Origin of the sequence: Pseudomonas sp. CDFA 610, from assembly GCF_021147865.1 — a bacterium.
GTDB classification, from domain to species: Bacteria; Pseudomonadota; Gammaproteobacteria; order Pseudomonadales; family Pseudomonadaceae; genus Aquipseudomonas; species Aquipseudomonas alliivorans.
Genome location: NZ_JAGTPM010000007.1, coordinates 83,726 through 104,800 on the forward strand (window position 1 = coordinate 83,726; position 21,075 = coordinate 104,800).

The window sequence follows — 21,075 nt, forward strand, 5'->3', positions numbered from 1 at the left end:
GAACTGACCGGTGCATATATGAAAGGTCGGGGCTCTCGCGAAGCAAAATAATGACGCCAATATTTCTACTGATGCTCATACGATTCAGCTCACAATTACAATTTGAAGTTTCGAGTGTGTGTTCAGCCAATTGTCAGCTTTGAAACCGCAAGGTAGTTAATTAACGTCAGACGTTTCCGACATTCAGGCGCCGCCTGCATTCGCCGGGCGACGAACGTGCAACAGGTTCACAGATTTTTCACATGCTTTCTTCCATAGTGAAGGCCGCTAAAGGAATAGCGCCCCATGCCCGCCTCGGCGGGCTTCTTTTTGCCTGCAATAAAGCCCTCCCCTCAAGGCTCCCCGTCCAGACGCAGGCTATCCCGAATCTGCAATGCCTCCTGCTTATTGGCGGCGTAACCCTCTGCCGACCCGGCATACGACAACGACCAGGCCTTTTCCTTGTTGGCGGCTGCGACCAGCGTCTGCGTGAGCACGTGCACGCCGTTCTGGGTGACAGTGCAAGTGGTTTCCAGCGCAGGGACCACGCTGAGCTTGCCGTCCCGCACATGAGTGCAGACGCTCTGAAAACCGCTTTTGGCGAAATTGACCTGGACCGCTTTGCGCATTTCCAGCAAAACGCCCTGCACATTGACTTCATGCCCGGGCGTCAGACGGGTTTGAGTCAGTTCCATGACCATCAGCGGATTACCCGACTGATCGTTTTTGACTGCACGCTGTCTGACCTGCACGGAAGGCTGAGAAGGTGCGTCCGCCGCTGTCGGCAAAGACTCCACTTCCCAGCCTGCGGGCCAGATGATCATCACGTCGGCGGCTTGCGCAGGTGCACTGCATATCAGCAGGCACAGGCTCAAGAGCGAAAGTCGGCATTGCGGGAAAATCAGGGTGGTCATGTCATGGCCATCGGAACGATTGACCGCAAAGTCTGAGCCTGTCGTCAGCTACCCGCAAGGGGCCGGGGTTCTTTATCCCGTCAGGCGTTTGGCACAGGCCGCCCCGCTCCGTATCATCCGGCACCATTAATACCCATGTTGGAGACACTCATGAGCCTGCAAGACCTCAATTCCATTCCAGGCGTGACAGCCGAACCCGAAGCCGCTACACAGCAGTTCGTGTTCAACCACACCATGCTGCGTGTCAAAGACATCACTGCATCACTGGATTTCTACACCCGCGTCCTGGGGTTCAGCCTGGTTGAAAAACGCGATTTCCCGGAAGCCGAGTTCAGCCTGTATTTTCTGGCGCTGACCGACAAAAAACTGATTCCGACTGACGACAAGGCCCGTAGTGAGTGGATGAAGTCGATTCCGGGCATTCTGGAACTGACCCACAACCACGGCACCGAGAGCGACCCATCGGCCGTTTATCACGATGGCAACAGCGATCCGCGCGGCTTTGGTCACATCTGCGTGTCGGTGCCGGATGTGGTCGCTGCCTGCGAACGCTTCGAGAAGCTGAACGTGAAGTTTCAGAAACGCCTGTCGGACGGCCGCATGAACAGCCTGGCATTCATCAAGGACCCGGATGGCTATTGGGTCGAGATCATCCAGCCAACACCGCTTTAACGGTCTTTGAAAACAAAAAACCCCATGATCGCTCATGGGGTTTTTTGTTGAGCGACAGCCTGTCAGGCCGGCGCAGACGTACGGATCAGGTGATCGAAGGCGCTCAGCGAGGCCTTGGCGCCCTCGCCCAGAGCAATGATGATCTGCTTGTACGGCGCTACAGTCACGTCACCGGCAGCGAAAATGCCGGGGATCGATGTCTCACCGCGAGCATCGACCACAATCTCGCCACGTGGTGACAACTCAATGGAACCCTTGAGCCATTCGCTATTGGGCAAGAGGCCGATCTGCACAAAGATACCTTCCAGTGGCACGGTGATTTCTTCACCGGTCACGCGGTTCTTGTAGCGCAGGCCGTTGACCTTTTGCTCGTCACCTGTCACTTCAGTGGTTTGCGCACTGGTGATGACCGTCACGTTCGGCAGACTGTGCAGCTTGCGCTGCAGAACGGCGTCGGCACGCAATTGCACGTCGAACTCCAGCAGGGTCACGTGAGACACGATACCCGCCAGGTCGATGGCCGCTTCCACGCCGGAGTTACCGCCGCCGATCACCGCAACACGCTTGCCCTTGAACAGCGGACCGTCACAGTGCGGGCAGTACGCCACGCCTTTGTTGCGGTATTGCTGCTCGCCCGGAACGTTCATCTCTCTCCAGCGTGCGCCGGTGGCGAGAATCACGGTCTTGGCCTTCAGGCTCGCACCGCTGGCGAACTTCACTTCGTGCAGCTCACCGGCAGCGCCAGGAATCAGCTTGTCAGCGCGCTGCAGGTTCATGATGTCGACTTCGTACTGCTTGACATGCTCTTCGAGCGCAACGGCCAGCTTCGGACCTTCGGTATGCTGGACCGAAATGAAGTTCTCGATGGCCATGGTGTCGAGCACCTGACCGCCGAAACGCTCGGCGGCCACACCGGTGCGGATGCCTTTACGTGCGGCATACACAGCGGCTGCCGAACCGGCTGGACCACCGCCAACCACCAGAACGTCGAATGCCTCTTTGGCATTGAGCTTCTCGGCCTGACGGGCGCCAGCCCCCGTGTCTATCTTGGCCAAAATCTCTTCCAGCCCCATGCGGCCCTGACCGAACAGCTCGCCGTTCAGGTAGATACTTGGCACCGACATGATCTTGCGATCGGTGACTTCGTCCTGGAACAGTGCGCCGTCGATTGCGACATGCTGGATGTTCGGGTTCAACACTGCCATCAGATTCAACGCCTGGACGACGTCCGGGCAGTTCTGGCAGGACTGCGAGAAATAGGTTTCGAACTTGAATTCGCCCTGGAGATTGCGAACCTGTTCGATAGTTTCCGCACTGACCTTGGGTGGGTAGCCGCCGACTTGCAGCAGCGCCAGGACCAGCGAGGTGAATTCGTGCCCCATGGGAATACCAGCGAAACGCAGGCTGATAGCGTGCCCTGGGCTGTTCAGCGAGAACGACGGCGTGCGCGCATCAGTACCGCTGTCATTCAAGGTGACGTCTTTGGAAACACTGATCACATCGTTGAGCAATGCGAGCATTTCCTGAGACTTCGCGCCGTCATCAAGGGACGCGACGATCTCGATGGGGCGAGTGACCCGCTCCAGGTAAGATTTCAACTGGGCTTTAAGATTGGCGTCCAACATGCTGCGACTTCCTTTGGCAAAATTTTCAGAGAGTAGAAAAAACAACGCCCAGGCGATGACCGCCCGGGCGTTTTTTGGGGCGATGCGGTTTACTTGCTCAAGAGCTCAACGCCCCTAGCCGATTCATACGACTCAGATCTTGCCGACCAGGTCCAGAGACGGAGCCAGAGTAGCCTCGCCTTCTTTCCACTTGGCTGGGCAGACTTCACCCGGGTGAGCAGCAACGTACTGAGCAGCCTTGATCTTGCGCAGCAGCTCGGAAGCGTCACGGCCAACACCGCCGTCGTTCAGTTCGACGATCTTGATCTGACCTTCAGGGTTGATCACGAACGTACCGCGGTCAGCCAGACCGGCTTCTTCAATCAGCACGTCGAAGTTGCGCGAGATGGTCAGGGTCGGGTCGCCGATCATGGTGTACTGGATCTTGCCGATTGCAGGCGAGGTGTTGTGCCATGCAGCGTGGGCAAAGTGGGTATCGGTCGAAACGCTGTAGATTTCAACGTTCAGCTTCTGGAACTCAGCGTAGTTGTCAGCCAGGTCTTCCAGCTCGGTCGGGCAAACGAAGGTGAAGTCGGCCGGGTAGAAGAATACGACAGACCATTTGCCTTTGAAGTCAGCATCCGAAACGTCAACGAAAGAGCCGTTCTTGTAAGCTGTTGCCTTGAACGGTTTTACCTGGCTGTTGATGATAGGCATCGGTATATCTCCTGATGGGTTGTGAATTCGATGAAGTGGAGCTTACGCACGATCGATGACAAAGGCTCATTGGCAAACCTCATGTCACTGATTGCTTTTCGCTATGGAAGCGGCTTATCAATAGAAGAAACCTTCATAACGCTCCCGGCTTCAAAAGCGCTCGGAAACGGCGCGGCGTCAATGTAGCGCATCGCGGACTTCATGTCCCGCCAGCCCACGTACGCCATCAATGACTTGAGGTCCCAGCCGCTGCGGTGAGCCCAACTCGCGAAGCCACGACGCAGCGAATGGCTGGTGTACTGCTCTGCGGCAATACCGGCGCGACTCAGGGCCTGACGTAACAAGGGGATGATGCTGTTAGCGTGCAACCCCTCCTCCCCCACATTGCCCCAGCGATCCACAGCCCGAAATACCGGGCCGCGCACCAGTGCCGAACAGTTGATCCAGTCTATATAAGCCTGAACCGGACACAGTCGCTGCAAGGCCGGAGTCTGGTAGGACCTGCCCGCGTTTTCCCGATCCCCCTTGCTGCGGGGCAGATAAAGGCTGATGCCCGCGCCGGAGATCGCCTTGACGTCCTGAACCAGCAGACGGCACAGCTCGTCGCTGCGAAATCCCCGCCAGAATCCCAACAGGATCAGCGCCATGTCACGCCGGCAACGCAGCACACCGGGTTGATCGTTGCGAGCCTGCGCCTGGAGCGCTTCGGCTTCAAGCCAGGTGACGACCCGCTCCAGATCGTGCAACTGCAGAGGCTCAGCCTGCTTTTCCTGCGCCGGATGCAAGGCACGAATGCCTTTGAGTACTTTGCGCACGACCGGCGAACGTGTCGGATCGACGAATCCCTGACTGGAATGCCACTGAGACAACGCCGACAGGCGCGACTTCAAGGTATTGACCGACAACTCTCCCGCGTACTGCGCCAGATACCGCGCAACGCTCTCACTGGTTGCTGGCAGAAACCCGCCCCACGCGACCTCAAAGTGCTCGATGGCAGCCCTGTAACTGCGGCGCGTGTTGTCGCGGGTGGCCGCTTCCAGATAGCGATCGACATCATTCATGAGCAAAACCTGCGCAGGTGTACCGGCCGGAGGGGCAAAAAAGCGCCCCAGGCGTATGACACGGGATAATACGCCAATATCCCATGCCATAAAATTCAAATAATGACGTTATTTTCTATTCAATATAGTATGTAAATACAGAGTACATACCACAGTACGAAATCATAGGAGCAGACATGGCACGGGGCGGCGTTAACAAGGTATTGGTACTCAAGGCAAGGTCCGCCCTGCTCGCCCGCGGCGAAAACCCCAGCATCGATGCAGTACGTATCGAAATGGGCAATACCGGTTCGAAAACCACCATCCACCGGTATTTGAAGGAGCTTGAAACCACTCATTCACCCGCGCCGGATATCAATGAAGAACTGACGGAACTGGTGGCCAATCTTGCCCGGCGCCTGCAAGAACAGGCGCAGGAACGCATTGACCAGCTATGTGTCGACCACGAGATCAGGTGCGGAACCCTGCAGGACACACTCTCGGCAAACCAAAAGAAAACAGAGGATCTGAGCAATGAGATCCGGCAAAAGGATCAGACGCTGGAGCGACAAGCCACTGCCCTGCTCGACCTGCAGGAGACGCTTGTCAACGTGCGGAGCGAAAACATCCGCCTGACACAGGCCGGCTCGGACCTCGAGTCCCGTCTGACAGACAAGAACGAACAAATCCGCTCCCTTGAAGAAAAGCACCTGCACGCCCGCGACGCACTGGAGCACTATCGCAACTCGATCCGCGAGCAGCGCGAGCACGAACAACAACGCCATGAAGGCCAGGTGCAGCAATTGCAGATGGAATTGCGACAGGCTCAGCAAAGCCTCAGCATGCGCCAGGAAGACATAACCCGCTTGAACCGCGACAACGAACGCTTACTGACAGAGACTCGCAGCACACAGCGCGACCTGCATGCCCAGAAAGACCTGACGGATAAAGCCAGCGCCCAGGCCGCCGCCTCCATCAAGCAGCACCAACAAGGTCAGACGCAGTGCGCTCTGCTGGAAGAAAAGGTGCGAAGCCTTCAGGAAGACACTGTCGAACTCAAGCAGAGCCTGAAAGACACACAACAGCAGAACCGCGTACTGGAACTGCTGCTGATCAAAAAGGAAGTGGCACTGGAAACCCTGAAAACCGCCAGCGAACCGCCCCCCAAGGTCAGCTCGACCCGCAGGAAACCAACGGCACCTTGACGCGCAAGCCACGGCAAGATCGAGCAAGATCTGACTCAGTTCAACGAGTCAGTCTCGCAAGGCAGGTACAAATCAACTCGAGTACCCCGCCCCTCAGCACTTTCGATCTGCACATGCCCGCCAGTCTGCTTGATGAAGCCGTAGACCATCGATAAACCCAGCCCCGTTCCCCGACCAACCGGCTTGGTGGTGAAGAACGGATCGAAGACCCGATCAATCACCTCCTGACTGATACCACAGCCGTCATCCTCGACACCAAGAATGACGTACTCTCCCGCGAGCAACGCGCCCTGTGGTCTGGTCACGCTTACAGCGCGAGTCAATACCCGGAGCTGCCCGCCGTCCGGCATCGCATCGCGCGCATTGATGACCAGATTCAACAGCGCGTTTTCCAGTTGATGCTCATCGGTCCGGATCAGCCGTAACGTCTCATCGAGTTCGAAATGCAGAAAGGTCTGAGCGGACAGTGTGCCCTGCAACAACTCCTGCATCGAGCGGATCATCCGATTGACATCGACCGCACAGGTGTCGAGCGCCTTACGCCTGGCAAACGTCAGCAACCGCTGGGTCAATGCTCCGGCGCGATTGGCAGATGCAATCGCAGCGCTGACATAGCGCTCGACGTCATCCAGACGACCCGCTGCGGCCCGGCGCTGAATGAAATCCAGCGCGCCCAGAACGCCCGTCAGCATGTTGTTGAAATCGTGAGCAATACCGCCGGTCAACTGGCCGACAGCATCCATCTTCTGTGCATGGCGCAACACTTCCTCGGCCTGCGCCCGCTCACTCATCTCGATCTGCAACAGCTCATTGGTACGCGCCAGCTCCCGAGTCCGCTCGGCTACTCGCAGTTCCAGATTTTCGTTCAGCTCGCGCAGCGCTTCTTCAGCCCGCACCTGAGCCGTGATATCAGTGTGAGTGCCCAGCCAATACGTGATATGACCCTGCTCGTCACGCATTGGCGACGCCCGCGAAAGGAACCAGTTGAACGCACCGTCCCTGGAACGTAATGCAAAGGTGTCTTCCCAGATGGAGCCCGTCGCAAAGCAGTATTGCAGGCGAGCCACGACGCGCTCCCGCTGCTCGGGATGAAGAACCGAACGCCAGCCCAGCGCTCGCATGGCCTCAAGCGAAGAGCCCGTGTACAGGTACCAGCGCTCGTTGTACCACTGGACATGCCCCTGAGGATTTGCCGTCCAGGCCAGCTGGCTCATGTTGTCAGCCAGCAATCTGAATTGTCGCTCGCTCTCACGCAGCACATCGATCTGCTGCATGGAGCCCTGCTCGTGCCCGCTCGAATGCAAAGGCATCGCGGATGTCGGTTTTTGCCTGTTCACTGGAGGGGTCCTTCCTTTGATCTCTGTCACTCCGGGACTCATCCTGAGTCCCGGACATTGCCTGATCTAGCGTTTGACCGGTGTACGCATGGTGACAAACTCCTCTGCTGCAGTCGGATGCACACCAATGGTGTCATCAAACACCTGCTTGGTCGCCCCCGCCTTGATCGCAATCGCCAGGCTCTGCACGATTTCGCCTGCATCCGGCCCCACCATATGGCAGCCCAGTACGCGGTCGGTTTTGGCATCGACCACCAGCTTCATGAGGGTGCGCTCCTGATCGTCGGTCAGGGTGAGCTTCATCGGCCGGAAGCGGCTTTCGAAGATCTGCACCTCATGCCCCGCCTCAATGGCCGCCTCTTCGGTCAGGCCCACCGTCCCGATGTTGGGCAGGCTGAACACCGCCGTCGGGATATGGTTGTAATCCACCGGACGGTATTGCTCAGGCTTGAACAGACGCCGGGCCAGCGCCATACCTTCGGCCAGCGCGACCGGAGTCAGTTGCACACCACCAATGACATCGCCGATCGCCAGGATGGATGGTTCGCTGCTCTGGTAGTTTTCGTCGACTTCAATATAGCCGTGCTTGTCGAGTTTGACATCGACGCTTTCCAGTCCGAGGTTGTCGAGCATCGGACGACGGCCCGTCGCATAGAACACACAGTCGGTTTCCAGCGTGCCGCCGCCTTTCATGCTCAGTTTCAGAGAGCCATCAGCCTGTTTGTCGATACGCTCGATGTCGCTGTTGAAACGAATATCCATGTGGCGCTTGAGCAACTCTTCGTGCAGGTGTGTGCGAACACTGCCGTCGAACCCACGCAGAAACAGCTCGCCCCGGTAGATCAGCGTCGTCTCCGCACCCAGACCGTTGAAGATGGAGGCGAACTCGACCGCGATGTAACCGCCGCCCACCACAACAACGCGCTTGGGCAGTTCCTTGAGGAAGAAGGCTTCGTTCGACGAAATGGCATGTTCACGGCCAGGCACGTCAGGGATCTGAGGCCAACCGCCAGTTGCAATCAGAATACGCTCGGCGCTGTAGGTATTGCCGTTGATCTCGACCTTCTGCGCGCCCACGACCTTCGCATGACCTTCATGCAGCGTGACGCCACTGTCGACCAGCAACTTGCGGTAAATACCGTTGAGGCGGTTGATCTCGCGATCCTTGTTGGCGATCAAGGTCGGCCAGTCGAAACTTGCCTTGCCCAGCGACCAGCCAAAGCCTTTCGCATGTTCGAAATCTTCAGAGAAATGCGAGCTGTAGACCATCAGCTTTTTGGGCACGCACCCAACGTTGACACAGGTGCCGCCCAGATAACGGCTTTCGGCAACCGCCACCTTTGCACCGAACCCTGCGGCAAACCGTGCCGCCCTGACGCCGCCTGAACCCGCGCCAATTACAAACAGATCGAAATCGTAAGCCATCAATGTCTCCTCACCAGGGGCACAGCATAACCGCTTGGCGGCCAGTCAGAAATGACAAAGCCACCCGAAGGTGGCCTTGACTTGAAACGTGGGCAGGCAAGTGAATCAGTAAGCCTTGCCAGTCTTGTAGAAGTGCTCGAAGCAGAAGTTGGTTGCTTCGATGTAGCCTTCAGCGCCACCGCAATCAAAACGCTGGCCTTTGAATTTGTAGGCCAGAACATTGCCTTCGGCAGCCTGCTTCATCAGTGCGTCAGTGATCTGGATTTCGCCACCCTTGCCTGGCTCGGTCTGTTCGATTTTCTCGAAAATGTCCGGAGTCAGGATATAGCGACCGATGATAGCCATCTTGGAAGGCGCGTCTTCAGGCTTCGGCTTCTCAACCATGTCAGTTACGCGGAAGAGGCCTGGCTTGATCTCGTCGCCTGCAATGATGCCGTACTTGTTGGTCTCGCTAGCTTCGACTTCCTGGATAGCGATGATCGAGCAGCCATAATGGTTGTGCAGCTTGACCATCTGGGCAAGCACGCCATCACCTTCCAGATTGACACACAGGTCATCCGCCAGAACCACGGCAAACGCTTCGTTGCCAATCAGCGGACGACCGCTGAGGATCGCATGGCCCAGGCCTTTCATTTCGGTCTGGCGAGTGTAGGAAAAGCTGCACTCGTCGATCAGCTTGCGAATGCCAACCAGATATTTTTCCTTATCGGTGCCCTTGATCTGATGCTCGAGCTCGTAGCTGATATCGAAGTGGTCTTCCAGCGCGCGCTTGCCGCGACCGGTCACGATGGAAATCTGGCTCAGGCCCGCAGCGAGGGCCTCTTCTACACCGTATTGGATCAGTGGCTTGTTGACCACCGGCAGCATTTCCTTGGGCATGGCCTTTGTCGCTGGCAAAAAGCGAGTGCCGTAACCGGCTGCTGGGAACAAGCATTTCTTGATCATAAAAGTCCTTGATAAGGGCTGTTGGTGTTAACGGCGCAGTCTAATCAGGCGGCGGTCACCTTACAATGCCCGCCACGGGCCGTAGGATGTCATGGTAGAGGCACTCTCACGCAGATAGTTCCGCAAAAACGCTTATATCGCGACCATCTAACGTGACCTGCGGTCGACCGCCATGGGCATGGCGCTTGCAGTGCACTGCATGTCACCCCCTTGAAACCGCCAGCTTCGCGACGATACAGGCAGGGCTCGACTTGCCCAAGCGTAGCCGATGAATTTAAACGCAATGAATGACTCAGGCGGCCATCCGTCAGCACAAAACCAGGCGCTCTGGATCGGGACGGCAGAAAAGTGACGCACCGCATTTATCCTTGAAACATGGCGGAACGATGGCACCGCCCACCAGTCCAAACACCGCATCCGCCAGTTCACTGGCCTTATTTTTTGAAGCGAAAAACATGATCAGACTTTTGTCCATTATTGCCGTACTGGGCCTCACCGGCTGTGCCACTGCATCCAATACCTATTTGAAAAACGGCAAGCAGGGACTGAGCATCGATTGCTCAGGCGAAGCCATGTCCTGGGCCAGTTGCTATGAAAAAGCCGACGCCTCGTGCGCGGGCACTGGCTACGAGATCGTCGGCACCGACGGCACCCCGAGGCCGGCGGAAAGCGAAAAGACCCTGGGTGTGGATGTAGGTAACTACAAAAGCCGCAGTGTTCTGGTTGTTTGCAAGTAAATCATTGACCCGGCCCGCCTCAGCTGTCGGCTGAGCGGGCGGCCTGGCTCATCCCGAGATGCAGGCCTCTGCAGCATGCTGAACATCGCGAAAGCGGATCGGCACGTTGGCCAGACGTTCATAGACCTTGATCGCACTGCCTCCCGAGCGGTTTTCAACGTCAATGACTGCGGTCGGCGATTTGCTCATTTTCTGCGCGACAATCAGGCGCAGGCCGTCACGATGAGGCTCTACGGAGGGCTTCGAGCGACTGCTGCTGATCTTTTCCATGAAACAGTCCGCGTACTCCTGAGGGTTCTTGCCCGAGATCACATTCATGGTGGCGGGCGTATGCTCGATGTCGCTCACCGTCGCGCAGCCAGTCATTGCCAGTGCCAGGATTACAACTGCCAGTTTCATACAATCCTCCAAATAAAGGTGGTACGACCCGCGACGGCCCGATTAAATTCCCGAGACGCGTTTTTTTGTCCATAAAAGAGCACAATTAACCGCTTATCGGCGTCAATTGGCCTACGCCGCATGCTATCGTTTTGATTTTTCAGAAAAAGCCAATTTCTCCGGAGTTTTACATGAAATTCGTACACCAGCGTGAGCACCTCAACGAGGACGATCTGGTCGTCATCCAGTGCTCACAGCTCTGCAACATCCGCCTGATGAATGATGCCAATTTTCGCGCTTTCAAGAACGGCGGCCGTCACACCTATCACGGCGGTGCGTTCGATACTTTTCCGGCCAAGATCGCGGCACCCAGCACCGGGTTCTGGAACATCACCATCGATACCACCGGACGCAAGCCGGACGCCACACCGGGCCGCAAACCGGCCTTCACCCATTCCATCAAGATCGTACGTCGCTCGGCCTCAAGCCTGCGCTGATACGCTGATACAAGGAATCGCCATGAACAGTCCCGCTCGCACTACCAAATACGCCGTCAGCTACAAACTCAACGGCGAGCGCCGCTTTGAATTCGCCCAGCTGCAGTCTGCCTCCGTCGAAGAGGCGCGCGCAGCACTGGAGAAGATGCACGGCCAGGGCGACGACCAGATCAGTGACGTTAAAGTCAGCAAGGCTCTTTGACCGTAGCAGGTATTGAATCCAGCCATGCAACGCGATGCCGACTCTTACGCTACCTTCGATCTGTTTGCCAGTGAGGCGCCCCAGCCTGCATCGAGCCAGCAGATAGGTCCACAGTCCTGGCTGTTTCGCGGCCTTGCCCTGCCCTTCGTCGATCCCTTGCTGAGCGCACTGCGCGCAACACTTCACAAGGCTCCATTCAAAAACATGGTCACACCCGGCGGCCACATCATGTCAGCCGCACTGAGCAGTTGTGGCCAGCTTGGCTGGGTCACCGATCATCAGGGCTACCGGTACACCGACACAAACCCGCAAACCGGCCAGCCCTGGCCTCCGATGCCTGAGGTGTTTCTGGAGCTGGCTCAAGACGCCGCTCGTAAAGCTGGCTTCGCAGACTTTGTGCCTGATGCCTGCCTGATAAATCGCTATGTTCCGGGTGCAAAGATGTCTCTGCATCAGGACAAGGATGAACACGACCACCGCTGGCCGGTCGTCTCCGTTTCACTGGGCATTCCTGCCATATTCCAGTTCGGCGGTCTGCAGCGCAGCGACAGGCCTCAGCGCATTTCGCTGTTTCATGGCGATGTCGTGGTCTGGGGCGGCGAGGACAGGCTGCGCTTTCATGGCATTCTGCCGATCAAGCCCGGCGTGCATCCTGTGCTGGGCGAACAGCGCATCAACCTGACCTTTCGCAAGGCCGGCTGACACATCTGTCCTGCGAGTCAAACGCAACCGTCGATGTCTCGAGCGGTACGCGCTCTTGCGGGACACACCACCCGATGAAGATTCAAGGCAGTATTGATAATGCCGATGTGGCTGAACGCCTGAGGGAAATTTCCGAGCATGCGCCCAGCCTGCGGATCGTATTGCTCCGCCAGCAGGCCAACGTCGTTGCACAGGTCGCACAGCCTGGCAAACAAGGCCGCCGCCTCGTCCGCCCTGCCCAATAACACGTAGGCATCCGCCAGCCAGAACGAACAGACCAGAAACGTGCCCTCGCTGCCCGACACACCATCGACACTCCGCTCGCCGTCGTAGCGCAGCAACAGACCATCCTGCATCAACGTGCGCTCGATCTCGGCCACCGTGCCGATCACGCGTGGATCATCGGCAGGCAGAAAACCGGTCAGGACAATCTGCAACAGGCTGGCATCGACTTCTTTGGCACCGTAGGTTTGCACAAAGCTATTCAACTGCACGTCGAAGCCGTTGCGGCAGACATCGGCGTGAATTTCATCGGCTACTTGCCTGTAATGCCTGGCCAAAGCACGGTCTTCGTCGCTCTCGGCAGCCTGGTCGATCTGCGTGGCGTTACGGTCGAACGCAACCCACGCCATGACCTTGGAGTGCGTGAAGTGCCGAGGCTCGGAGCGGATCTCCCAGATTCCGGCGTCCGGCTGATGCCAGACTTTTTCCAGAAACGGCATGACCACCTTGGAGATTGCAACACTGCGTGGGTGACGCGGCATGCCACCCTTGAGCGCCTGAATCATGGCATCGGCCACTTCGCCGTAAACATCCAGCTGGACCTGCGTGGCGGCGCCGTTGCCGATACGCACGGGTTGAGAACCCTCATAGCCGCTCAGCCACGGCAATTCATATTCGGCCAGGCGCCGCTCGCCGCCCACGCCGTACATGATCTGAATCTGTTCCGGATTGCCTGCCACCGAGCGCAACAGCCAGTTGCGCCATGCCGTGGCTTCCTCGAAATAACCCAGATTCATGAACGCCAGCAGGGTCATGGTCGCGTCCCGCAGCCAGCAATAGCGGTAATCCCAGTTGCGCTCACCACCCAACTGCTCGGGCAGCGACGTCGTCACGGCGGCAACAATGCCACCAGTCGGGGCATAGGTCATCGCCTTGAGTGTGATCAGCGAGCGCTTGACCTGATCAGTCCAGGGACCGGCGTCGGGACAGCGATCCGAAAACTCGCGCCAGTAGCGCTCGGTTTCTTCCTGCGCATGCCCAGTATCGATGCTCGCCTGAACCGGCAGATAGGACGCCTGGTACGCCAAGGTGAAAACCTTGCTCTCGCCCTCCGCGACCGTGAAATGGCTGGCCGTGTGATGATCCTGAGGCAGCAGTGGCACCGGGCTGCGCAACACCAGCATTTCTGGTCCCGCGACAGCGGTCAGCGTGTGCGGATCCTTCTTCTCGACCCAAGGCACGCTACTGCCGTAATCGAAACGAATGGCCAGATCCATATCGAACGCGACCTCTCCAGACAGACCGACCACCGTGCGAACGACATGCCCGGACGTGTCGATGGGCATGAAATCGACCAGCATCGCTCGCCCTTCACGGGTTTCGAATACGGTCTCCAGAATCATTGTGCCGTCCCGGTAGCGACGCTCGATGGAAACGATCGCGGCGCGTGGCGCGATTTTCCATCGGCCATGGTCGCTGTCGCCCAACAAGGCCGCGAAACAGGAAGGAGAGTCGAAACGCGGAAAGCACAGCCAGTCCAGCGATCCATCGCGCGAAACCAGCGCGGCCGTCTGACAGTTTCCCAACAGTGCGTAGTCTTCAATCAATGCGGCCATTCGTAATGCTCTGATGTATAAACAGTTGCCGTCATGAATACCCGCCCTGACCAATCACAGGCAAGTGAAATACAGCGACGCTGCCCGCAATGGACAGCGACAGGGTCAACCTAGAATGTAACGCCCGATCGCAGTTGCAACACCGTCCTCGACGTTGCTGCCGGTGACATGATCAGCCTGACTCAGCACGGCGGCCTCTCCCTGGCCCATCGCGATCGACACCCCGGCCTTGTGAAACATGGCCACATCATTGCCGCCATCACCGATGGCAGCAGTGTGAGCGAGATCGACGCCCAAATAATCAGCAAGCGCTACCAGCGCAGAACCTTTATTGGCCTCCAGCGCGGTAACATCCAGGTAATAACGCTGCGAGCGCGCAGCCAGCGCCAGCCCGTCGATGAGCGGATTCAGACGCGCTTCGAGCGTTTTGAGCAACTCGAAGTCCTTGCTCGCAGCGACAATCTTGTCGACACGATCCAGATAGGGCTCGAAGCTGCTCACTCGTACCGGCTCGTAGCCCAACGCATCGCGCTCATGGTCGACATAGTCGCCGTCGAGATCGAGCAGCAACCAATCGTCGTCGGCGAACACCCAGATCGCGACCTTCTGGGTCGCGAAGAGGTCCAGGCAAGTACGCACCGCAGTCGGGGCGATGCGGTGTGCTGCCAGAAGACGGCCATCGGCGTGGGTGATGGTTCCGCCATTGAACGCAACCGTAGGCAACTCGATACCCAGCGCCTCGATCACCCCTCGCATCGCACGCGGAGGCCGACTGCTTGCCAGGGTGAAATGAACCCCCGCCCGTTGCAGATCATGCACGGCGTCGATGTTGGCCTGACTCAGGCTGTGATCGGGACGCAGCAACGTACCATCGATATCGGAAAGCAGAAAACGTACAGATCGTTCGGACGCAGACAGATCAGTGGGTTCAGACATTGAGTTCCCGCCATTCACGACCATCACGATTCAACAACTCGTCGCCGACCTCGGGACCGTCCTTGCCCGCCTCGTACAACGTGACCTCGGGCTGCCTGGCCCAGGCATCGAGAAACGGTTGCACGGCGCGCCATCCGTTTTCAATGTTGTCGGCACGCTGGAACAACGTCTGATCCCCGGTCAGGCAGTCGTAGATCAGCGTTTCATAGCCGGTCGATGGCTGCATTTCGAAGAAGTCCTTGTAGGCAAAACCCAGCTCGATGTCTTCCATCTTCAACGTCGGCCCAGGGCGCTTGGCAAATAGATCGAACCACATGCCCTCGTTGGGCTGGATCTGGATGCGTAGATAGTTCGGCTTGAGCCGATCCACTTCCGTATCACGAAACTGCGCATAGGGCGCGGGCTTGAAGCAGATGGCGATTTCGGTGCTGCGTGCGCTCATTCGCTTGCCGGTACGCAGGTAGAACGGAACCCCCACCCAGCGCCAGTTATCGACCATGACCTTGAGCGCCACGTAGGTTTCCGTGGTGCTGTCGGCCGCAACGCGCTCTTCCTGGCGATAGCCCGGCACCTTGCGTCCAGACATCTCACCTTCCGCATACTGACCGCGCACCGAGTTGGCCAATGCCTCTTCTTCACTCCAGGGACGGATTGCCCCTACCACCTTGGCCTTTTCGCCGCGAACGGCATCGGCTCCAAAAGCGGCCGGCGGCTCCATGGCAACCATCGCCAGAAGCTGAAACAGGTGATTGGGCACCATGTCGCGCAGAGCACCAGTGTTCTCGTAGAAACTGCCGCGGGTTTCGACACCGACCGTTTCGGCAGCCGTGATCTGCACGTGATCAATGTAGTGATTATTCCAGAACGACTCGAACAGGCCATTGGAAAAACGGCTGACCAGAATATTCTGCACCGTTTCCTTGCCCAGATAATGGTCGATGCGGTAGATCTGCTTTTCGCTCATGACCTTGAGCAGGCAGTTGTTCAACGCCACCGCACTGGCCAGATCGGAGCCAAAGGGCTTCTCGATCACCACGCGGCGAAATCCGCCATCGACTTCCTTCAACAGACCGGACGATCCAAGGCGCGTTGCCACTTCACTGAAGAAGCGCGGCGCCGTTGCGAGATAGAACACCGCATTGGCCGAGCCGGTACTTTTTATCTTGCTTTCGATGTCGCGGTAAGTGGAGTCATCCAGGAAGTCGCCCTGCACATAACTGATTCGCTCAGCAAGCTTGCCCCATAGCCCGGAATCCAGCGGGTCTTTGCCCGCCCCGGAAACCTTCGCGGCAGATTCTTCACGAATGAAGTTTTCAAGCTTTTTGGCAAAATCGGCGTCGCTGATCGCGTTGTGGTCGACACCGACGATGTGCAGACCCGAGTCGACCAGACCGTCACGCGCCAGGTTATAGAGCGCCGGCATCAACAGGCGTTTGACAAGGTCCCCGTGCGCACCAAACAGAAACAGCGTCGTGGGTGGTGCGACTTCGGCTTTTTGCTCAGAGGTGCCGCGTGACAGGCCCATTACTTGGGTTCCTTGTGACCGCCGAATCCAAAGCGCATGGCCGACAGCATCTTGTCAGCGTAGGAGCTGGTCTGGCGGGAGCGGAATCTTGCAAACAGTGCGCTGGACAATACGGGAACCGGAACGGCCTGCTCAATGGCGGCCTCAATGGTCCAGCGGCCTTCACCGCTGTCGGCAACGGAGCCCGAGAACGCATCCAGCTGCGGATCGGTGGCCAACGCATCGGCAGTAAGATCAAGCAACCAGGACGAGACGACACTGCCACGACGCCACACTTCGGCAATGTCCGCGGTATTGAGGTCAAAGCGCTGTTCGGCGGGCAGATGTTCGGAGTTCTTCTGCTTGAGCAGATCGAAGCCCTCGGCGAAAGCCTGCATCATGCCGTATTCGATGCCGTTGTGAATCATCTTCACAAAGTGACCTGAGCCTGCAGGACCCGCATAGATATAGCCATGCTCGGCACGGTGATCAGTCGAGTTGCGATCCCTGGTACGCGGGATATCGCCCATGCCGGGCGCCAGCGTGGCGAACAGCGGGTCAAGACGATCAATGATCGCTTTCTCGCCACCGATCATCATGCAGTAACCACGTTCCAGCCCCCAGACACCACCGGACGTACCAACGTCCACGTAGTGCAGGCCCTTGTCGGTGAGTTCCTGCGCGCGACGGATGTCGTCTTTATAGAACGTGTTGCCGCCATCGATGATCACGTCATCGGGCTCAAGCAACTGGCTCAGGATCTGAATCGTGTCCTCGGTCGGTGCGCCGGCTGGCAACATGACCCATATAGCACGCGGTGCCTGCAGGGCCCCCACCAGTTCGGCCAGATCCGCGACTGGCGTCGAGCCTTCATTGGCCAGGGCGCTGCGTGACGCTTCATCACGGTCATACACCACAGTGGTGTGACCATCGAGCATCAAACGCCGTGCAATATTGCCGCCCATGCGGCCCAGTCCAATAATCCCAAGTTGCATGAAGTTGCTCCTAAACTCGTAAAAAGGGCCTCACCTGTTGTCCAGCGCATCAACAGTCGGTGAGCATGCTGGTTAGTCAAGCGAGGCAGAACGTCGGTTCCCCTGAGGGAGATGACAACAGCAGTGCCGTCAGAGGATGCATTTTGTCGCGATCAATAAACATTCGCGACCATGAAAAATAAAAAAGTTCCAATTTAATGCAAAAGAAATCAGAATCTGAGCCGATAGAGAGGTTAGCAGCGGCCACTCAGGGATTGATAGTCATTGCCACGGACCTTTCCAGGTTTAATCCACCATTTGCGAGGTGAGCAATGGGCACTGTACTACCAGCACTGGCACCACAAACCCTTTATGTGACAATCCGCCGCGACGAACTGCGTGCGTTGAAAGAAGAGCGTGAGCAGTTGCAGAAAAAAGTCGCTCATCTGAGCCTCATGCTCCAGCAAACCCAGCTGATTTCTTCCGGTACAGCGTTACAGCTTTGAAGATTTGCACACCCGCTGCGCAATGAATGACCGCCCGAGGCAAGCCCGATCCGCTGGCTTGCCCGCCTGACTCCCTCCGCAATCTGCATTTTCGATTATTTCAGCAAGGAACCGTAATCAACGGCTCCAGGCAAATATTCCCCGCTCGGACAGTCGCGCATTTTGCGCCAGTCATGTTTCGCGAACCAGATACATTTCGCAAATGCCGAAGCACTGCTCGCATCAAAGGGCTGCACACTTCGACAATCCAGTAGCGCTGCCGCTGTCAAAGCGTCTTTTGCCAGAACAGTGCACGCCCCATTTCCGGATTCAATTGATAGCCCTCGAAACCGACCTTGCGATAGGCCGCCTGCGCGATATCGTTGCCTTCCAGCACTTCAAGCGTCAGTTTGCAGCACCCGCGCTGACGTGCGATCTCTTCGACCTTGGCGAGCATTTTCTGACTGATCCCTTTGCCCCGGTGCGCAGCGATGACAGCGACGTCGTGGATATTGACCAGCGGACGACAGGCAAAGGTGGAAAAGCCTTCGAAACAGTTGACCAGCCCGACCGGCTCACCGGCGATGAATGCCAGGACGCTGAAAGCATGTGGCCGCTTGGCCAGTTCTATCGCCAGTTGCTGGCGCGTATCGCTCGACAGGGGCTTGCCAGAGCCCATGGCATCCAGAGCATATTCATTCAAGACGAACCCAATCGCGTCTGCGTGTACCGGATTGGTGTAACTCGCTTGCAGTACCAACACCTCTGGGCCTTCCATTTCCGTCCTCGTCAATCAAAGAGTCTTCTTAGTCGCGCGTGCGATGGGGCCTGCCCAGTGAACGGCAGGCCAAAGGACCGTGATTCTATCCCGCCCCGCTCCAAAATGTTCCAGTACAGATGTAGGAAGTTTCTCTAGGTGCACGTGAATCGACCACTGCCCGCACCTGGAAAAGGCAGCGCGCATCGATCCAGATGCAAAAAGCAGAAAAGGCGCGCGACTTTTTCATCAAATGAATGGGATCCAGATGATTGTCGAACAATCCGACGGCCGGTCATTACTCGCCAATATCGTCGAACCCCGCCCCGAAAAGGCGCAGTCATCTCGCCGCGTATGCCCATAAACAGGCCGCCAACCCCCGCCCCAGACGACCGCCGGTAAAAAACTCGAAACTTCTCCAAAAGTGCCGGGTCAGGTGAATAGAGCGCCTATGCTGTTGGCATATTGCAGACAATGTCTTCTTCACGTTGCATCGCTGCTATGTATAGTCCAAGTCGGTACTGTTTTTGCGTAGTGCAGGTGCAGGTACCCGGCCATAGGAAATGGCCAATAAAAATCATGTGATGCACCAATACTGTTTTAACGGGAGAAAACGATGATTAGCGCCGCTGTCAAAACCCAGAAGGGAGAGAGTTTTAATCAGCCGGCCAGCGAGCTGACTCATCTGCCGGTTTTCGCTACGACGAGCGTTCCACTGCTGCAATTGCCAACTTCGACTTCACAGCCCACCCTTTCCCAAGTCAACAAACGCAAAGTCCTTTTCGTGACATCAGAACTGGCTGACCTGGTAAAAACCGGGGGGTTGGGCGATGTATCTGCTGCCTTGCCGCGAGCCATGCGTCACTTGCACGATGTTCGTGTGCTGATACCCGGCTATCCGCAAGTGATCAATAGCGGCAACCCGATCCATATCATCAGCCAGTTGGGCGGATATGCAGGGTTACCTGCGTGCAAGGTCGGGCGTATGGACATGAAAGACGGCCTCGTCATTTATGTGCTGATCTGCCCTGAACTTTACGAGCGCGAAGGCACACCTTACGCCGACCGCCATGGCCGGGACTGGTCCGACAACCACATTCGTTTTGCACGCCTTGGCCTCGCCGCCGCCGACTTCGCGGCAGGCGCAGTGAAGACCCAATGGTGCCCCGAACTGGTTCACGCCCATGACTGGCCGGCTGGACTCGCCCCCGCTTACATGAAATGGCGCGGTCAGACCACGCCCAGCATCTTCACCATCCACAACCTTGCCTATCAGGGCACTGTGAGCACAGGTTCGAGCCGTGAACTCGGTATTCCTGACGAAGCACTGCAGGCTGAAGGCATGGAGTTCTACGGCAAGCTGTCGTTCATCAAAGCTGGCATGGCGTACGCGAATCACATCACGACCGTGAGCGCGACCTACGCCAAGGAAATCACTACACCAGAATTCGGCTGCGGACTGGAAGGCTTTCTGCAGAGCAAGGCCGACAAGGGTCAGCTCAGCGGTATTCCCAATGGGATCGACGCCAGTTGGGACGCCGCCACCGATGAGCACCTGATCTGCCACTTTGCACCCAACGAGTGGCTGCGCAAGGAAATCAACGCTGATTACGTTCGAGAACTGTTCGGCCTGGACGCGTCCACCGGCCCGCTGTTCGCGGTGGTCTCACGTCTGGTCTACCAGAAAGGTCTGGACCTGACGATTGGTGTTGCCGAGCACATCGTCAACAACGGTGGCCAGATTGCAATTATCGGTCGCGGTGAACCTGAAGAAGAAGACGCCATGCGTGCGCTTGCGACCCGTTTCCCCGGGCGCATCGGCGTGCGCATCGGCTTCAATGAAACCGATGCCCGACGCATGTTTGCAGGCAGTGACTTTCTGCTCATGCCCTCCCGGTACGAGCCGTGCGGCCTGAGCCAGATGTACGCTCAGCGCTTCGGTTCGCTGCCAGTGGCGCGCAACACAGGTGGTCTGGCCGACACTATTGAAGACGGTGTGACAGGTTTTCTGTTCAACGAGTCGACCGTGGCAAGCTACGCCGAAGCCCTGAACCGTGCGTTTCAGGTTTTCGCTCACCCAGAGTTACTCAATGCCATGCGCTGCCGCGCCATGGCCGCTCCGTTCAACTGGCATCAGGCGGTAGAGCCCTACGCAGAACTGTATCGCGATCTGTTGAAGAAAAATGCGGGCGCTTCAATTCACTATTAAGGAAAAAGGGGTTAATGG

The 21,075-nt window shown here is 57.5% G+C and carries 21 protein-coding genes; 8 read left to right on the forward strand and 13 right to left on the reverse strand.

Features of this window, described 5'->3' with window-relative positions; translation table 11 throughout:
- Window positions 1-332: 332 nt before the first annotated feature.
- Complete coding sequence (locus tag KDX39_RS14270; protein ID WP_231660804.1) at window positions 333-893, reverse strand: DUF4946 domain-containing protein; 561 nt, start codon at window positions 891-893, stop codon at window positions 333-335.
- A gap of 150 nt (window positions 894-1,043) precedes the next feature.
- Here KDX39_RS14270 and gloA point away from each other — a divergent pair, with 150 nt between their 5' ends.
- Complete coding sequence (gene gloA / locus KDX39_RS14275; protein WP_231660805.1) at window positions 1,044-1,565, forward strand: lactoylglutathione lyase; 522 nt, start codon at window positions 1,044-1,046, stop codon at window positions 1,563-1,565.
- Window positions 1,566-1,627: 62 nt separating this feature from the next.
- Here the strand turns inward: gloA and ahpF are convergent, their stop codons facing one another.
- From ahpF to KDX39_RS14290, 3 genes are all read right to left on the reverse strand, one after another.
- Window positions 1,628-3,190, reverse strand: coding sequence for an alkyl hydroperoxide reductase subunit F (ahpF, locus tag KDX39_RS14280; RefSeq protein ID WP_099227774.1), 1,563 nt, complete (start codon window positions 3,188-3,190; stop codon window positions 1,628-1,630).
- A 132-nt stretch (window positions 3,191-3,322) separates the two neighbouring features.
- Window positions 3,323-3,886, reverse strand: coding sequence for an alkyl hydroperoxide reductase subunit C (ahpC, locus tag KDX39_RS14285; protein ID WP_004879663.1), 564 nt, complete (start codon window positions 3,884-3,886; stop codon window positions 3,323-3,325).
- Between the two features lie 101 nt (window positions 3,887-3,987).
- Window positions 3,988-4,947: a site-specific integrase gene (locus tag KDX39_RS14290; RefSeq protein ID WP_231660806.1), complete on the reverse strand. Its 960-nt coding sequence runs from the start codon at window positions 4,945-4,947 to the stop codon at window positions 3,988-3,990.
- A 176-nt stretch (window positions 4,948-5,123) separates the two neighbouring features.
- On the opposite strand from KDX39_RS14290, the gene KDX39_RS14295 reads away from it, so the two are divergent.
- Window positions 5,124-6,131 carry a DNA-binding protein gene (locus KDX39_RS14295; protein ID WP_231660807.1) on the forward strand — a complete coding sequence of 336 codons (1,008 nt, stop codon included), beginning with the start codon at window positions 5,124-5,126 and terminating at the stop codon, window positions 6,129-6,131.
- A 35-nt stretch (window positions 6,132-6,166) separates the two neighbouring features.
- Here the strand turns inward: KDX39_RS14295 and KDX39_RS14300 are convergent, their stop codons facing one another.
- The 3 genes from KDX39_RS14300 to galU all read right to left on the reverse strand — a co-directional run bounded on the left by KDX39_RS14300 (window position 6,167) and on the right by galU (window position 9,838).
- Entirely contained in the window at window positions 6,167-7,468 is a 1,302-nt protein-coding gene (locus KDX39_RS14300) for a hybrid sensor histidine kinase/response regulator (protein WP_231660808.1), read from the reverse strand.
- 66 nt (window positions 7,469-7,534) lie between these two features.
- Window positions 7,535-8,893, reverse strand: a complete 1,359-nt coding sequence (gene gorA / locus KDX39_RS14305; RefSeq protein ID WP_231660809.1) for a glutathione-disulfide reductase — start codon at window positions 8,891-8,893, stop codon at window positions 7,535-7,537.
- 105 nt (window positions 8,894-8,998) lie between these two features.
- On the reverse strand, window positions 8,999-9,838 hold the full coding sequence (gene galU, locus KDX39_RS14310; protein ID WP_231660810.1) for a UTP--glucose-1-phosphate uridylyltransferase GalU: 840 nt from the start codon (window positions 9,836-9,838) through the stop codon (window positions 8,999-9,001).
- Window positions 9,839-10,293: 455 nt separating this feature from the next.
- Between galU and KDX39_RS14315 the strand changes: the two genes are divergently transcribed.
- Window positions 10,294-10,575 carry a hypothetical protein gene (locus tag KDX39_RS14315; RefSeq protein WP_099228034.1) on the forward strand — a complete coding sequence of 94 codons (282 nt, stop codon included), beginning with the start codon at window positions 10,294-10,296 and terminating at the stop codon, window positions 10,573-10,575.
- Window positions 10,576-10,623: 48 nt separating this feature from the next.
- Here the strand turns inward: KDX39_RS14315 and KDX39_RS14320 are convergent, their stop codons facing one another.
- On the reverse strand, window positions 10,624-10,974 hold the full coding sequence (locus KDX39_RS14320) for a hypothetical protein (protein ID WP_210041638.1): 351 nt from the start codon (window positions 10,972-10,974) through the stop codon (window positions 10,624-10,626).
- 170 nt (window positions 10,975-11,144) lie between these two features.
- Between KDX39_RS14320 and KDX39_RS14325 the strand changes: the two genes are divergently transcribed.
- The 3 genes from KDX39_RS14325 to alkB are packed head-to-tail and all read left to right on the forward strand — an operon-like array spanning window position 11,145 to window position 12,354.
- Window positions 11,145-11,450, forward strand: a complete 306-nt coding sequence (locus KDX39_RS14325; protein WP_231660811.1) for a DUF1883 domain-containing protein — start codon at window positions 11,145-11,147, stop codon at window positions 11,448-11,450.
- Between the two features lie 22 nt (window positions 11,451-11,472).
- The gene (locus tag KDX39_RS14330) at window positions 11,473-11,652 is read left to right on the forward strand and encodes a hypothetical protein (protein ID WP_025993687.1); all 180 of its coding nucleotides are present in this window, start codon (window positions 11,473-11,475) and stop codon (window positions 11,650-11,652) included.
- 24 nt (window positions 11,653-11,676) lie between these two features.
- The gene (gene alkB, locus KDX39_RS14335) at window positions 11,677-12,354 is read left to right on the forward strand and encodes a DNA oxidative demethylase AlkB (protein ID WP_231660812.1); all 678 of its coding nucleotides are present in this window, start codon (window positions 11,677-11,679) and stop codon (window positions 12,352-12,354) included.
- Window positions 12,355-12,371: 17 nt separating this feature from the next.
- On the opposite strand, the gene KDX39_RS14340 is transcribed toward alkB, so the two are convergent.
- The 4 genes from KDX39_RS14340 to gnd form a co-directional block, all read right to left on the reverse strand.
- Complete coding sequence (locus KDX39_RS14340; protein ID WP_231660813.1) at window positions 12,372-14,192, reverse strand: glycoside hydrolase family 15 protein; 1,821 nt, start codon at window positions 14,190-14,192, stop codon at window positions 12,372-12,374.
- Between the two features lie 105 nt (window positions 14,193-14,297).
- Window positions 14,298-15,128 carry an HAD family hydrolase gene (locus KDX39_RS14345; protein ID WP_231660814.1) on the reverse strand — a complete coding sequence of 277 codons (831 nt, stop codon included), beginning with the start codon at window positions 15,126-15,128 and terminating at the stop codon, window positions 14,298-14,300.
- Window positions 15,121-16,653, reverse strand: a complete 1,533-nt coding sequence (gene zwf, locus KDX39_RS14350) for a glucose-6-phosphate dehydrogenase (RefSeq protein WP_231660815.1) — start codon at window positions 16,651-16,653, stop codon at window positions 15,121-15,123. The genes KDX39_RS14345 and zwf overlap by 8 nt, the downstream gene beginning before the upstream one ends.
- The gene (gene gnd / locus KDX39_RS14355; protein ID WP_231660816.1) at window positions 16,653-17,627 is read right to left on the reverse strand and encodes a phosphogluconate dehydrogenase (NAD(+)-dependent, decarboxylating); all 975 of its coding nucleotides are present in this window, start codon (window positions 17,625-17,627) and stop codon (window positions 16,653-16,655) included. Before gnd ends, zwf begins: the two co-directional genes overlap by 1 nt.
- A 311-nt stretch (window positions 17,628-17,938) precedes the next feature.
- Between gnd and KDX39_RS14360 the strand changes: the two genes are divergently transcribed.
- Window positions 17,939-18,112: a DUF6026 family protein gene (locus KDX39_RS14360; RefSeq protein ID WP_184322566.1), complete on the forward strand. Its 174-nt coding sequence runs from the start codon at window positions 17,939-17,941 to the stop codon at window positions 18,110-18,112.
- Between the two features lie 265 nt (window positions 18,113-18,377).
- Here the strand turns inward: KDX39_RS14360 and KDX39_RS14365 are convergent, their stop codons facing one another.
- Window positions 18,378-18,869, reverse strand: coding sequence for a GNAT family N-acetyltransferase (locus KDX39_RS14365; protein WP_231660817.1), 492 nt, complete (start codon window positions 18,867-18,869; stop codon window positions 18,378-18,380).
- A 595-nt stretch (window positions 18,870-19,464) separates the two neighbouring features.
- Between KDX39_RS14365 and glgA the strand changes: the two genes are divergently transcribed.
- Entirely contained in the window at window positions 19,465-21,057 is a 1,593-nt protein-coding gene (gene glgA, locus KDX39_RS14370) for a glycogen synthase GlgA (protein ID WP_231660818.1), read from the forward strand.
- Window positions 21,058-21,075 lie beyond the last annotated feature (18 nt).